Below are 14333 nucleotides of genomic sequence, written 5' to 3' on the forward strand. Positions count from 1 at the left end.
CAGTCAGGAGTGGATCGTCCGCTCGTCGAGCCAGACCACGTCGTCGCCGTCGATCTCGAGTCGTCCCTTGACGTGTGTCGTGGTCATGGCCGGTACCTCGAGCGACGCGGCGCGGACGCGTCGGGTCACGTCGACGTCGTCGACGAGCCAGCCGTAGTAGCGGCCGTCGTCGTCGGTGACCGAAAAGACGAGGAGCTTCGGATCGTCGACCCGGGCCGCCGTGCGGAACGACGATCCGAACACCCGCGGCAGGTCGACGACTCTGACCCGTTCGCCGGCGGCGGAAAGCGTCCCCGCGTCCCACGGATCGTCGGCGGCCGCGAGCGGGTCGTCGTCCGTGACGCTGAGGACGGACGCGACCGATTCGGCCCGAACGCAATACCGCGTCTCCTCGAGGTCGAACGTCAGTACTGTGATGGGTTCGTCGGTCCCGCCGTCGTTCGATGCCGATCCCATTCTTCCTGACCGATGACCGTTCGAAAAATAAGCGTTCCGATGCACTGTACGGCGCGGCGATAGTCGGCGGTACAGGCGTCGGAACTCCCGTTCGAACCCCACTCGAGCGAACCGGAACCCGCGGTACGGTTCGCCTCGCGATACTGTCACGGCGGAGTCAACGTTTTATTGGTGGGCTCTGATACACGAACAAGACCATGGCCCCGGATCTCTCGGACACGCGGCTCGGAATCGATAGCGACGACGCCGACCGGACCGGCGACACCGACGGCGACGACGGCGAACAGGAGCAACTCGTCCAGTTCGTTTTCGTCGGCATCGGCGAACACCGACTCGCACTCCCGGTCGACGCCGTCAGGACGCTGACGGAACCGCCGACGGAGCTGACACGTGTCCCGCGGTCGTCGCCAGCGATCGAGGGACTGATGGACCTCCGCGGCGAGATCACCGCGGTCATCGATCCCCGCGTTCACTTTCCCGCCACCGATTCCCGGTCGGACCGCGAGCGACTGCTCGTCCTCGAGCGCGCGAGCGACCAGCAGTCGATCGCGATCCGGGTCGACGACGTCATCGGCGTGGAGACGGTCCCCGAAAGCAACGTCATCGACGCCGACGCGATCGCGGACAGCGATCTCTCCGGGGACGCGCTCGAACATCCCCTGATTGTCGCGCTCATCACGCAGGAACGGGAGTCGCGTGCCGATACCGGGAGTGCGGTGACCGATACGCCGGCCGACGACGCCGGGACGACGACCGAGCTCGGGATCGATGGACTCGACGGTGCGGGTAGTTCCACGGCGCTCTCGTCGGCTCGAGCGGCGAGCGCCGAGATCGGCGAGTCGGTCGGCGAGGCGTTCGAAATCGAACCGACGGAGGACGACGCCGCGGCGTCGGACGACGGGGACGAAGACGGCGAATCGACGCGGGAAGTCGTCGTCGAGGCAACCGCACTGATCGATATCGATCGGCTGCTACAGGCGTCGAGCCAGTCCGAGTAATCGCCGTCGACGGGCCGTTCTCGATCTAGCGTTTCAGCGGTGTCTCCGGGTCGTATTCGGACCTTATCACGACTGATAATCGGGAGACAGCATTTATGGTAGTTGTATCTCTACGAGAATTTGGTGTACTACTGAATGTCGACAGGGGTGCTCATCGTGGACGACTCTCATTTTATGCGGAACCTCTTGCGTCAGATCTTGGAACAAGATTACCGCATTCTCGGAGAGGCGTCCAACGGCGCTGAAGCCGTCAAATTGTACAAAGAACACGACCCCGACATCGTCATGATGGACATCGTGATGCCCAAATGCAACGGCATCAAGGCGACCGCGGCGATCAAGAAGATCGACCCGGACGCCCGCGTCATCATGTGTACGAGCGTCGGACAGCGTGAGAAAATGAAACTCGCCGTGAAGGCTGGCGCGGACGGCTACGTCACGAAACCGTTCGAAGAACCCAGCGTCAGAAAGGCCCTTTCGGACGTCGTCGCTGCATGACGCGAGTACTCGTTGTCGACGACTCGAAGTTTATGCGGACAGTCATCGGCAACGCGCTCGAGGCGGCGGATTACGACGTCGAAACGGCAGCGAACGGCTCACAGGCGGTCGAGAGCGTCGACGCGTTCGATCCGGACGTCGTCACGATGGACGTCGAGATGCCCGAGATGGGCGGTATCGACGCCGTCGAGCAAATCATGACGTCGAATCCGACCGCGATCCTCATGCTCAGCGTTCACACCGAACGCGGCACGGAGGCGACACTCGACGCCCTAGAACGCGGGGCCGTGGATTTCCTCCACAAACCCGACGGGTCGGATTCGCGCAACGTCGCCCACCTCACGGACGAGGTCGTCGCGAAAGTCGACGAACTCGCCGAGGCCGACGTGTCGTCGATCGCCCTCGCGCGAGCGGCCGCGACGGCCCACGCGACCCGAACGAGAGGGACCGACAGCCCGGCGCGGGGAACCGCGACCGGAAACGCCGTCGTGGGGGGCGGCTCGGATACCCGGCTCTTGTCCGACCACGGCACGAACGGGCCGAACGCCACGCCCGGCATCGGGACCGGCTCCGAACCCGACGAGGAGACGACCCCGGTCGCCGTCGACGGTGAGCGCACGACCGCGCCGACGATCGTCATCGGCGCGTCGACCGGCGGCCCGAAGATCGTCGAACGACTGTTCGAGCAACTCCCGGCCGATCTCGAGGCGACGGTGCTGGTCGTCCAGCATATGCCGCCGGGCTTTACCGAACGGTTCGCGGATCGACTCGACTCCCACAGCGCGTACGACGTCAGCGAAGCCGCGGACGGCGATCGACTCCGTCCCGGCGAGGCTGCGGTTGCGCCGGGAAACGCCCACCTCGAGGTGGCGAGCAACGTCGGCGACGCGCTCAGGCTGCGACTCGACCGCGATGGCGACCGGGTCCACGGCGTGCGGCCGGCGATCGACGTGACGATGGAAAGCGCCGCCGAACGGGTCTCTGACGGGCTCTGCGGCGTCGTCCTGACCGGAATGGGCCGCGACGGCGCGGCCGGGATCGAAGCGATCGCGGCCGCCGGCGGTCACACGATCGCACAGGACGAGGCGACGAGCCCGGTCTTTGGTATCCCCTGTCAGGCAATCGAAACGGGTTGCGTCGAACGGGTCGCGCCAGCCGGCGATATCGTCGGCGCGATCGTCGACGCGTTCACGACGGACGGTGAGAATGATGAGTGACTATCTGACGGACTTCGTTCAGGAGAGCGAAGAACGGATTACGGAACTGAACAACGCCTTGCTCACGCTCGAGCGCGAGCCCGACGACGAGGCGGCGATGGAGAACATCTTCCGGATCGCACACACCCTCAAGGGGAACTGCGGGGCGATGGGGCTGGAATCGGCCAGCGACCTCGCCCACGCGATCGAGGATCTGCTCGATGCCGTCCGCCGCGACGACCTCGAAGTGACGGCGGACCTGATGGACGTCGTCTTCGACGCCGTCGACGAACTCGAGACGATGGTCGACGAGGTCGCCGAGACCGGCGAGATCGAGACCGATCCGTCGGCGACGATCGAGGCGCTTCGCGACCACCTCGCGGACACGGATGTCGCGGGGGCTCGAATCCGGACGCCCACGGCAAGCGAGATCGACGACGTCTGTTCCCGGTTTGAGCCGCCGGCCGACGACGCGCACAACGTTTACCTCGCGCGGCTCGCGATCACACAGCGCGAGGGTGTCAACAACGGCGAACTGGTCGTCGACGCCCTAATCGACGCGTTCGATCTGATCGGCACCGACCCGCCCCGCGAGGCGATCGAGGCCGCGGACTACGGCACCGCCTTCGACGCGGTCTTCGGGACCGCGGTCGGCGAAGCCGCGATTTCCTCCGGCCTCGAGCCGGTCGAAGAGGTCGACGACTTCGAAATCGTCGACGTCAGCGATCAGTTCGACGGCGACGAGGCCGCCGATACAGACCAGCCCGCCGCCGATGCGGAACCCGGCGACGACATTTCGTCCGACGAAGCCCAAGACCTCGAGGTCGACGACCTGCTCGACGAGTTCAACGAGTTCGACAACTTAGACGAGATGGTCGAAGACGTCGAGGACGAGGAACTCGACGCCTTCGAGGACATGGGCGAAGCCGGCTCGTTCGACGACTTACTCGACGAGGATGACGTCGCCGAACTCGAGGCCGAACCCGGCGAACCGCCGGCCGACTCCCTTGAGGAAGACGACGCGACTGCCTCCGACACCGCCGAAGCCGAGGCGGCGACGGACGCCGACACGGACGACGAGGTCGACGACGCCGGTGCAGTCTTCGACGAACTCAAAGACGAGGTCGAGATGGTCGGCTTCGACGAGTTACAGGACGAACTCGAGGAGCTCGAGTTCGACGAGTTCGACGACGAGGAGGAAGTCGACATGGACGAACTCCTCGGCGAGGACGCCGACGACGACTCGTTCCTCGACGATGCCGAGCCGTCCGAGAGCGAGGTCGACGACATCCTGGTCGGCGCGGAACCGGACGAAGGAACGGAGCCATCCGAGGATGCGATCGACGAAATGCTCGTCGACGCGGACCCGTCCGATGGTGACGGCGACGACGAATCGGTCGCTGACGAGGCGACCGCTGACGGCGACACGACCGAGGCGGTCGGATCGACCGATGACGACCTCGACGACGCCGTTGACGCCCTCGAGTTCGACTCGGACGACGCGTCGGCAGCGGTTGACGAAGACGATATGACGGCAGCGACGGACGTCGACGACGCAGCGTCCGACGACGACCCGCTCGAGGCGTCGCCGACGGGCGAAATCGACGATGGGGACGGAGCCGACACGGCGACCGACGAGCCAGCGGGCGCGCGCGCTGCCGATGCGGTCGAGTCGGCCGAGGCCACTTCTCGAGCCGATGACGACGACGCCGTCGATTCGATCGACGATGCCGCCCCCGAAGCGGTCGAGACCGGTACCGAATCCCCAGACGCTGGCGGGACGGCTGGCCTCGAGGGCGCCGATATCGCGACAGCCGAGGCAGCCGACGATACTGCAACGGCCGCGGAATCGGACGACGTTGTGACGGCCGCGGAGGACGGAGCGGACGACGAACCGGCGACCGACTCGTTCGGCGAGTCCGCCGCGGACGACTTCGAGCCGACGGCGGCCTTCGACGACGATTTCGAAGCCGCAAGCGACGACACGGATCCCTTCGGCGACGAGGACTTCGGGGTCGATGACGACTCGTTCGACGACCTCTCGGCCGACCTGATCGAATCCGAACCGGCGTCCGACGACGACTTCGAGGTCGAGTTCGACGAGGGATCCGACGAGGCGTTCGCCGACACCGCCGAATTCGACACGGCTGATGCCGGCTTCGACTCGCCGGAGTCAGACGCCGAGGCCGACGACTCGAGTCTGCCCTCGGCCGCCTCGTTCGGCGACGATTCGACCGCCTCGGACGACGACGGCGACGACGATGACGTGGTGCGGATCGTCGACGAGCCGGAGCTGGAGATTCCGGATATCTCCCTGCCCGAGACGACCGACCGGCCGGACGCCGACGCCGAGACCGACGAGATTCAGTCGGTCCGGGTCGATGTCGAGCAGATCGACTCGCTGCTGACCCTCGTCGAGGGACTGGTGACGAGTCGCGTTCGACTCCGGCACGCGGCCGAGGAAAACGACGGCAACTCGGCGCTCGAGACGGAACTCGACGCGCTGTCGGACCTGACGACGGACCTCCAAGAGACGGTGATGGACATCCGGCTGGTGCCGCTCGAGTCGGTGACGAACCGCTTGCCGCGGGTCGTCCGCGACATCGCCCGCGATCAGGACAAGGAGGTCGCCTTCGAGATGACCGGCGAAGACGTCGAACTCGACCGGAGTATTCTCGATCGGATCGGCGACCCGCTGATCCACCTGGTTCGCAACGCCGTCGACCACGGGATCGAGCCCCCCGAGCGCCGCGAGGAAGTCGGCAAACCACGCGACGGGACCGTCGAGGTCCACGCCGACCGCTCGCGCGACCGCGTTACCATCACTGTCGAGGACGACGGGAGCGGGCTCGACCCCGATCGGCTCCGCTCCGAGGCCGTCGAGGCCGGTATCCTCGAGGCGTCCGAGGCGGACTCTCTCCCCGACGAGGAGGCCTACGATCTGATCTTCCATCCCGGGCTCTCGACGGCCGACGAGGTGACCGACGTCAGCGGCCGCGGCGTCGGGATGGACGTCGTCAAGCGGACGGTCGAGGAGTTCGACGGCACGGTCTCGATCGACAGCGATGAGGGCGACGGAACGACCGTCACGATGCGGCTCCCGGTGACAGTCGCGATCGACGAGATCCTCTTCGTCGAGAGTGGCGGCGAGGAGTTCGGCGTCCCGACCAAGGCCGTGAAGGATATCGAAACGGCGACCGCGATCGAGACGATCGATGGCGATTCCATCCTCCCCGGAGAGGACGGCGACTATCCCGTTCTCTCGCTGGCCGATGTCCTCGAGACGCCGATGCCCGGTGGCAACGGCGACGGCATGGTCGTCCGCATTCGCGACGAGGTCCGGGAAGTGGCGCTGCACTGCGATCACGTCCACGGACAGCAGGAAGTCGTCGTCAAGCCCTTCGAGGGCGTTATGAGCGGCATTCCGGGGATCAGCGGTGCGACGGTGCGGGGACGAGGGGAAGTAGTCAACATACTGGATGTGACGACACTATGAACGAACGCAAACACCGACACCCACGGAGAAACCTATGACGATGATGGTCGATATTCGAAAGCTGAGCTTCATAAACGAGATGGCGAAGGTCGGGACGAACGGCGTCGCCGACAACATGAGCAAACTGACCGGCGAGGACGCCCAGATGGAGGTGACAAAGACCAACTTCATCGACGTCGAGGACATCGAGTCCCAACTCGACAGCGGGAAACGGGTCGGCGTCCGCGTCCGGCTGCTCGACCCGCCGCACGGACACATCCTCATTCTCTTCCCCGAGGCCAGCGCGAAGAAGATCACCGCGATCATGCTGCGCGACGTCGTCGACGACATGGGCGACGTCTCCGGAAAGATGGCCCGCAGCGCCGTCGAGGAGATGGGCAACATGATGGCCAGCGGCTTCATCGACGGCTGGGCCGACGTGCTCGGTCGCGCGATCGACATCGCCGCACCGCAACTCGTCTACGCGCCGACGGAGGACATCGTCACCCGGACGGCCAGCCTCGGCGGCGACGACCTCGCCCTGTTCTTCGATTCGGACCTATCCGTCCCCAGCTACCAGATCGAAGCCGAAATATACGCATTCCCCGACTTGGAAGAGTTCGTGGAAATGGTCAACGGCATCGACGTCCAACCCGCATGAAACTCGACGTCAACGCACTCGGCACGTTCTACCGGATGGCTCGAGAGGGTGCCGGCTTGGCGGCGGGCCGACTCACCCATATGCTGGGCGTCGAGACACAGGTCGGCGTGACGAAACTTAACTTCATGCGCGGCCAGGAGATCGAGCGTGATTTCGAGGATTCGACGGAGAAAGTCGGCGTTCGCGTCAAGTTAACCGGCGGGATCGAGGGCTACTCGGTCGTCGTGTTCGACCGCGAGAACGCACTCCGGATCGTCCAAACCTTACTCGCCGAAGCGGACTCGGACTCGGAGGGCGATACCGAGCTGGGCGAGGTCGACGCCTTCGACGAGATGACCGAGAGCGCCGCGACCGAAGTCGGCCACATCATGAACAGCGGGTTCATCGACGGCTGGGCCGACGTCTTAGAGACCGTCATCGACGTCTCGACGCCGGAGTTCGTCGAGGGCCAGACCGCCGAGCCCTTCTTCGGTGATATCGACGAGGCCCCGGCCGACGACGACCTCGCCTTGCTCTTCCAGAGCCGGATCGAAACCGTCGGTACCGAAGTCGGCTTCAGCCACTACCTCTTCCCGAAACGCGAGTCGATGTCGAAGCTCCTGGAGCGACTGCGCACGAGCGAGGGCATCGAGTACGACAAACTCGACGGCTTCGACCGGATGGCCGAACGCGGTGCCGAGGAGGTCGCCAAGACGGCGACGACGCTGACCGGCATCGACACCAGCATCGACATCCGCCGGCTGAATTTCGTCTCGCTCGAGGCGATTCCGGAGCAGGTCGCAGACGAGAAACTCGTCGGCGTCGCCTTCGAATTCGACGGGATGCCGAGTGGCTATCTCCTCTTCCTGTTCGACGAGGAGTCCGCCCACGAGATCGTCGACGCGATGGTTCCCATGGAGGTCGACGAGGACGGCTTCGGCGAGATGGGGACCAGCGCGATCAAAGAACTCGGCAACATCATGGCCAGCGGGTTCCTCGACGGCTGGGCGAACGTCCTCGATACGACGATCGACCACTCGACGCCGGAGTTCATCCACGACATCGGCGCGGCCGCCGTCGACCCGGTGATCATCCAGCTCGGCGAAAACCAGGACTTTGCCTTCGTCTTCGACACGGTCGTCATGGCCGACGGCCGCGAGTTCGACTGTGAAGTGTACGCGATCCCCGACGAATCCGACCTCGAGCGGGCGCTGAACAACTTAGACGTCGATCGGATCGAAGACGCCAAGACGACGGCGGAGTTCCAGGAAGTCGATAACGCATGAAAACCTACGGCACCGAACCGGGCGCACCGACGCCGGTCCAAGTCGGCATCTCGGAACTGGTCGTCAGCGATGGCGACGACACGCTCAAATCCTACGGGCTCGGCTCGTGTCTCGCCATCGCACTGTACGATCCGAACACCGGGATCGGCGGCCTCGCACACGTCATGTTACCCGACGGAGACACCGCGGACAACAGCGACCGCAAGCCCGGCAAGTACGCCGACACGGCGATCCGCGCGCTGCTCCGACGGATGGTCGAGCAGGGAGCAAACTACACCGCCGTCGAAGCGAAAATCGCCGGCGGCAGCGACATGTTCGAGTTCGAGAGCTTCGGCGACGGCGTCGGGCAGCGAAACATCGTCGCCGCGAAAGCGGAACTCGAGAAACTCGGTGTGCCCCTCGAGGCGGAAGACGTCGGCGGCGAATACGGGCGAACCGTCGAGTTCACGCCCGGAACGGGGGTCCTCACCGTCAAGACGTCCGACGGGGACAACGGAGTGACGGAACTGTGATCGGCGACGGTGCCGGTGACACCGGCATTGATCCCGACGGCCACATCGTCGCTGACGAGACCGAGACAGTCGGCGGCGACGACGAGGTCTTCGCCGACCTCCTCGCGTTCGTCGAGGACGAACTGGCGTTCGCGACGAGCCACTACAACAACAGCTACCTCGACCGACGCGTCTCCTCGCGAATGCGCCGCACGCAGTGTGAGACCTACGGCGCGTACTTCGAGAAACTGCGAACCGAGCCGGCCGAGCAGGAGGCGTTGCTCGAGGCGTTGAGCATCAACGTCACCGGCTTCTTTCGGAACCCCGATGTCTGGTCGGGGATTCGCTCGGTCCTCCGGACACTGTCGAAAAACGGGCCTCCCGTTCGAATCTGGAGCGCCGCGTGTGCGGACGGTCGAGAGCCGTACTCGATCGCGATGCTCGCTCGGGACGACCCGGAGATCGACGGCTCCAACGTCTACGTCCTCGGGACCGACATTAGCACGCCCGCACTCGAGACGGCGCAAGCGGGCGTCTACGAGGAATCACGGACCGTCGATCTGGACGAGCAACTCTCCTTTCTGGGCGAGTACCGGCAGTACGTCGATGTCGACGGTCGAACCTATCGGATCACCGACGACGTAAAGCGGAACGTCCGCTTTCGACGCCACGACCTGATCAACGACGAGCCGAAATCGGGCTTCGACCTCGTCATCTGTCGCAATTTGTTCATCTACATCGACAACGAGTATAAACGGCCGATGCTCGAGACGATCGCCCGGTCGCTTCGAACCGACGGCTATCTCGTTATCGGCAAAGCCGAGACGATCCCGCCGACCCTCCAGTCGTCCTTTGCCGTCCGCGAGGCTCGCTTGCGGATCTACCAGCGCGAGCGGTGAGGGCGGCGAGCCGTTCCGACATGGGTCTCAGTTCCTGAACCGGCGTGCTGTCCTGTTCGCACACTGGAAGACAACCACTCGTTACATGACGGTCCGCCGAATATCCCCGGTGGATGCCTTCGCCCGACCTCCACCCGTTCGTCACCCGTGTCGGGGCACTGGTCGACGCCTCACCGCCAACCACCCGCCGGGAGACCCGGACCTTGCTCGTCGAACCCTTCCTCGAGACGCTCGGCTGGGACTGCCGTGCCGACTCGTGTATCACGGACCGGTCCGTCGATGGCACCCGACTCGAGTACGTGCCGTCGATCGATTCCGTTCCGGCGCTGTTCGTCGCCGTCGAGGCCTACGACGACTCACTCGAAGAAGCTCGAGCGAACGCGCTTCGAAAAGCGATGGCGTGGACCGGCGTCGACCGCGCGATCTACACCAACGGTCGCCAGTACCTGCTGCTTGCGGGCACGACCGACATCGAGTACCGCGCGCTCAGACTGTCCGAACTCACCGACAGCGAAGTGACGCTCGCTGACTACTCGAGGGAGACCCTCGGCCGCGGACTCGAACAGCACTCGCGGACCCACGTCGCCCGACAACTCGCCGTCGAGCGACCGCAACTCGTCGATGCGATCGCGGATCGGCTCGCAGCGGCCACCGTTCAGGGCGACGTCTACGCCGACGAGTTCGAGTCCGCGGCCGATCGCTTCCTCGATCGGCTGGTCGTCGCGTTCGCCGAAGACGACCCGGAACGACAGGAGCCCGCGTCGGACGTCTCGGTTCGGTTCAGCGAGTCGGCGCTCACCGACGACGGACCACCGACGGCCGCCGGAAACGATGCCGTCCCACGGTCCGGATCGAACGGGTCCCCGCCCAGTACCGGCGGTACCACCGTACCTGACAGAGACGCCGCACCGACTGACCGAGAGCACGCTGCGGGCTCGAGCACGGACGCTGGGTCCGGATCCGATGCGGACGCGGACGACCTGGCCGGGCCCGAAGGAAATGGCGAAGCACCGTCTGCCGCTCGAGATGACGGACTGGAGCAATCGTCTGCTGCCGACGCTGAGCCCGACGCCAACCGAGGTGGCGACAGCAGAAACGGTGACGACGGAACCACTGCGGAGACTGACGGCGAATACGTCGTCCGATTCTTCAACGACCGCGGTTCGATCGGGGCGATCGGTCACTCCACTGCGGACGGAGCGCTCGTCGAAACCGCCGAATACCTCTTCGAACGTGGCCTCTCCGGGGTCCACGTCCCGTGGAGCCCCGACGACGCCGACGGCACCGTCCTGAATGCCCAGCCCACTCACGCTGATGGCTCACCGATGGCCGAATCGGCACAGCTCTCGAACGGTCTCTATCTCGCGACTGCGGGCGACATCGACGATCGGGCTGCTCGAGTCGAGGCGTTGGCCGCTCGAGCCGGCTTTCGGGTAATGTTGACTGGCGATTGGGAAGAAACGTAATCGGAAGTCGGCTATTAGTACTCGACGTCGACCTCAACCAGCGTCACGACGACCCGTCCAGACCCACTGCCATCACCGACAGCGCACACACCCGTATCGGATTCGCCCCAGTCTCCGCTCTCGAGCGTCGACTTCCACGCGTCGTCGTAAGCGCTCTCTTCGACGGAGATATTCACCTTGTCTGTGTTGTTGTAGACCTTGCTACTGCGGTTTTCGACGGACATCGTAAAGCCGAGTCCCTCGCTGCTCTGGATCGACCGGTCATCCGCTGAGACCCTGACGAGCGAGATAACTGCCGTCTCGTCGCCGCATCGCAATTGGGGTCGTTTGCTGACGAGGCTCCACGACTCCGACTCGTGTCCCCGCATAAGACCACCACCCTCGTACGCGATTCGATCACCCTCAGAGGTATACATGAATTCACCGAGGTTGACGGTGGCATTGGCATCACCTCCGTAATCGGCGAACAGATCGGGGTCAGTTTCGTTTATTCGGTCCCCGTCGATCGAGATGTTCAGTGTCGTTCCGCTATCGCCGGTGCTAACCGTCCCTTCCCGCAGCGCGAGTTCGCCATAGCGTTGCTCGATTCCATCGTATCGGATGACGTCGTTGAAGTTCACGGCAAGTGCCTCCATCGCCCGGTCGGCGTTTTGCAGTTGTTCGGCCTCCTGATAGTCCTGCATAGCCTGAAACCCAGTCATCGACAACAGCGTGACGGAACTGAGGATGATCGCGAACACGAGGATGAACGCGAGCACGTCGGATACCGCACGGGAATCCCGTTGTCCTGACACAGATTGCCTTCGTCTCATTGATTCCAGCTCCTAATTCGTATCTTATCACTTTCATAGATGATTTCGATCGTTCCGCCAGTTGCTGACGACGTTTCGTTGATATCGTTGTCAGTCTTGATCGGTACGTGAGCAACGGCGTCAGTGTCCTGTGCAGTCAGTTTCACGCAGGCAGTGTTCTCTTCAAGCAGCGGGGCGTTATTGCAGTCCGCCTGCAGCTCGACGGTGTACCGAGAACTCGCGACTGTCCGTGGATGCTCAGTCGTGAGAGTCACGGTGTCATCGGTTTCGTTCGCGATCTGATCGACGTTGCCGATTTCGTCGGCGATCCGTTCGCCGACCGTCTCGAGCGAGGAATCAGCGCTGCGCTCTGTCTCCGACTCGAGCATGGTTCCGGACGCTGTCAACAGCATGGCGATGAGAATCGTCGTGATACCGATCGTGAGGACGTGTGTGATCGTGATCGAGACGGCGCGATCCCGCTCATCGTATCGGCCGGTTGTGGGCATTTTAGGGACACTCCGGTGTGATATTCAGTTTCTGTCTGTAACTGAGTGAATTCGAGTCGTACGCCACGGTCATAGTAACATTCTGCAAGGATCCCCCGTCAGCGGTGGCGTTGACGTTGCTGAGATTTACGGCCGTCGGTGTCGAATGTGCCGTCGTGTTTTGATAGGCAGTATTGAACGCCGAAATGTTGTCCTCTGCTAGATGCTTTAAATTATCGTTGTTATTTGTATCTGATTGGTTTTTCACCTGTACAAGCAGACAACCGACACTCTGATTGACCTCCTGCTCAATCACGTCAGCATTGCCCGCACTTTGACTGGTTCCACCGGAGGACAGCGTCTCCGTATAGAGGACACCGTTGAAGACGACGACGATTCCCAGAATAATGAACGCAAGCGAGACCGCTCCGATGAGGATCACCTGTGCACGGTTGTGATCGTTGCTCACCATATGACCACCCGTACCTCTACGACATCGTAGAGCGGTGTTTCGTTGCTATATGGGCTCTCAAATGGTGGATTTTCAACCTCCTGAAGATTTTCGTCGCTCGAAGCGGTCACAGTCTGATTATCGTATAGCGTGACAGTGTAGCTTGCAGTCAACGCACTGGACGGAGGGCTCCCTTGATAGACGAGGGTAGATGCGTTGTTTGTCCCTTGTGGATAAAGGTGGACATTGTAACTCCAGCCGTTTTCAGCGAACCGTCTTTCCATAATCTTTCCGAGCGTGAATTTGCTCTTGAAATCACTCGTATTGTACGTCTTATCACCATTTGGTGCAGTCGGGGGTTCTGTACCTTCGAAACCGTCTTCTCCCCAGTAGCGGACCATATATGAGAGGTTTTTGTCCTCGTCAACAGCGGAAACCAGCAGCGCATCTTGTGCTTCCTGTTGGATCTGGGCCTGTACCGTCCGGTCGGATAAGCCGCCCGTCGTCGGTGTGATCACAGCCGACTGCAGCGCGAACAGCACGGCCATCAACACGACCATCGCGCTGATGAATCCCTCGAGGGTATACGCTTGTCCGCGATCAACATCACTTTGCTCTGTGTCGAACATCATTTCACCACACCCTCACGACAAGTCTACATGCTGGGTTACAGCGAGCACTACTATTGTTCCCGTTACCATTCTCGTTTACGACCGTAACGATCCGAGCCGAACTAGCCGCTGCCTGTTCATCGTACACGTCACCGGTTGTCCAATTCCCAGAATCTCCGATCGTGGAATCGTTACTGAGATTCTCGATACTGACGTTTACCCGATCAATTCGAGTATCATTGGTCGCCCGAAGACCGAGTTCCTCGGTCAGATCCTCAGAATCTCCGTCGACATATCTATCGTTGAATGCCGTCGAATTAATTTCGTTGCCCGATCCCGTCGACGTGTTGTGGACGATTCGGTCCGCAATTCGGTCAGCCTGTGCCGTCTCCGCGCCGCCGACCGTCGAGTCGAAGGGCGTCACGACCGACGGGAGAAACGAGAAGACGAAGGCGATCGCTAGCAGGAAGACGCCGATACCGATGGCGAAATCCTGCGTCGTCTGGCCCCGCCGATTCAGCGAGATCGAGATCGTCCGTGGTCGCTGGGAGTTCCCTCGCCGTTGATGTGTTTGGTTGCGTCTCATA

At 63.0% G+C, this 14333-nt stretch carries 15 protein-coding genes; 9 read left to right on the top strand and 6 right to left on the bottom strand.

Annotated elements, in window-relative coordinates:
• Positions 1–3: 3 nt before the first annotated feature.
• Entirely contained in the window at positions 4–456 is a 453-nt protein-coding gene (locus C489_RS03610; protein ID WP_006429782.1) for a chemotaxis protein CheW, read from the bottom strand.
• A gap of 197 nt (positions 457–653) precedes the next feature.
• On the opposite strand from C489_RS03610, the gene C489_RS03615 reads away from it, so the two are divergent.
• From C489_RS03615 to C489_RS03655, 9 genes are all read left to right on the top strand, one after another.
• Positions 654–1454 (top strand): chemotaxis protein CheW, encoded by an 801-nt coding sequence (locus tag C489_RS03615; RefSeq protein WP_006429783.1) that lies wholly within the window; start codon positions 654–656, stop codon positions 1452–1454.
• A gap of 135 nt (positions 1455–1589) precedes the next feature.
• Positions 1590–1952, top strand: a complete 363-nt coding sequence (gene cheY, locus C489_RS03620) for a chemotaxis protein CheY (RefSeq protein WP_006181855.1) — start codon at positions 1590–1592, stop codon at positions 1950–1952.
• Positions 1949–3169: a chemotaxis-specific protein-glutamate methyltransferase CheB gene (cheB, locus tag C489_RS03625; protein WP_006429784.1), complete on the top strand. Its 1221-nt coding sequence runs from the start codon at positions 1949–1951 to the stop codon at positions 3167–3169. Before cheY ends, cheB begins: the two co-directional genes overlap by 4 nt.
• On the top strand, positions 3162–6644 hold the full coding sequence (locus tag C489_RS03630; protein WP_049890576.1) for a chemotaxis protein CheA: 3483 nt from the start codon (positions 3162–3164) through the stop codon (positions 6642–6644). Before cheB ends, C489_RS03630 begins: the two co-directional genes overlap by 8 nt.
• Positions 6645–6678: 34 nt before the next feature.
• Positions 6679–7284 (top strand): chemotaxis protein CheC, encoded by a 606-nt coding sequence (locus C489_RS03635; RefSeq protein WP_006429786.1) that lies wholly within the window; start codon positions 6679–6681, stop codon positions 7282–7284.
• The gene (locus tag C489_RS03640; protein ID WP_006429787.1) at positions 7281–8549 is read left to right on the top strand and encodes a chemotaxis protein CheC; all 1269 of its coding nucleotides are present in this window, start codon (positions 7281–7283) and stop codon (positions 8547–8549) included. Before C489_RS03635 ends, C489_RS03640 begins: the two co-directional genes overlap by 4 nt.
• The gene (locus tag C489_RS03645; protein WP_006429788.1) at positions 8546–9061 is read left to right on the top strand and encodes a chemotaxis protein CheD; all 516 of its coding nucleotides are present in this window, start codon (positions 8546–8548) and stop codon (positions 9059–9061) included. The genes C489_RS03640 and C489_RS03645 overlap by 4 nt, the downstream gene beginning before the upstream one ends.
• The gene (locus C489_RS03650; RefSeq protein WP_006429789.1) at positions 9058–9939 is read left to right on the top strand and encodes a CheR family methyltransferase; all 882 of its coding nucleotides are present in this window, start codon (positions 9058–9060) and stop codon (positions 9937–9939) included. The genes C489_RS03645 and C489_RS03650 overlap by 4 nt, the downstream gene beginning before the upstream one ends.
• Before the next feature lie 113 nt (positions 9940–10052).
• Entirely contained in the window at positions 10053–11405 is a 1353-nt protein-coding gene (locus C489_RS03655; protein WP_006429790.1) for a hypothetical protein, read from the top strand.
• A gap of 14 nt (positions 11406–11419) precedes the next feature.
• Here the strand turns inward: C489_RS03655 and C489_RS03660 are convergent, their stop codons facing one another.
• From C489_RS03660 to C489_RS22520, 5 genes are read right to left on the bottom strand one after another with little or no spacing between them, the layout of a single operon-like run.
• Positions 11420–12217 carry a DUF7289 family protein gene (locus tag C489_RS03660; RefSeq protein WP_049890554.1) on the bottom strand — a complete coding sequence of 266 codons (798 nt, stop codon included), beginning with the start codon at positions 12215–12217 and terminating at the stop codon, positions 11420–11422.
• Positions 12214–12705, bottom strand: coding sequence for a DUF7266 family protein (locus tag C489_RS03665; protein WP_006429792.1), 492 nt, complete (start codon positions 12703–12705; stop codon positions 12214–12216). Before C489_RS03665 ends, C489_RS03660 begins: the two co-directional genes overlap by 4 nt.
• 1 nt (position 12706) lies before the next feature.
• Entirely contained in the window at positions 12707–13156 is a 450-nt protein-coding gene (locus C489_RS03670; protein WP_006429793.1) for a hypothetical protein, read from the bottom strand.
• Positions 13150–13767: a DUF7288 family protein gene (locus C489_RS03675; RefSeq protein ID WP_006429794.1), complete on the bottom strand. Its 618-nt coding sequence runs from the start codon at positions 13765–13767 to the stop codon at positions 13150–13152. The genes C489_RS03670 and C489_RS03675 overlap by 7 nt, the downstream gene beginning before the upstream one ends.
• A gap of 1 nt (position 13768) precedes the next feature.
• Positions 13769–14332, bottom strand: coding sequence for a DUF7287 family protein (locus tag C489_RS22520; protein ID WP_049890556.1), 564 nt, complete (start codon positions 14330–14332; stop codon positions 13769–13771).
• Between the last annotated feature and the right edge of the window lies 1 nt (position 14333).

This window comes from Natrinema versiforme JCM 10478, assembly GCF_000337195.1.
Classification (GTDB): domain Archaea; phylum Halobacteriota; class Halobacteria; order Halobacteriales; family Natrialbaceae; genus Natrinema; species Natrinema versiforme.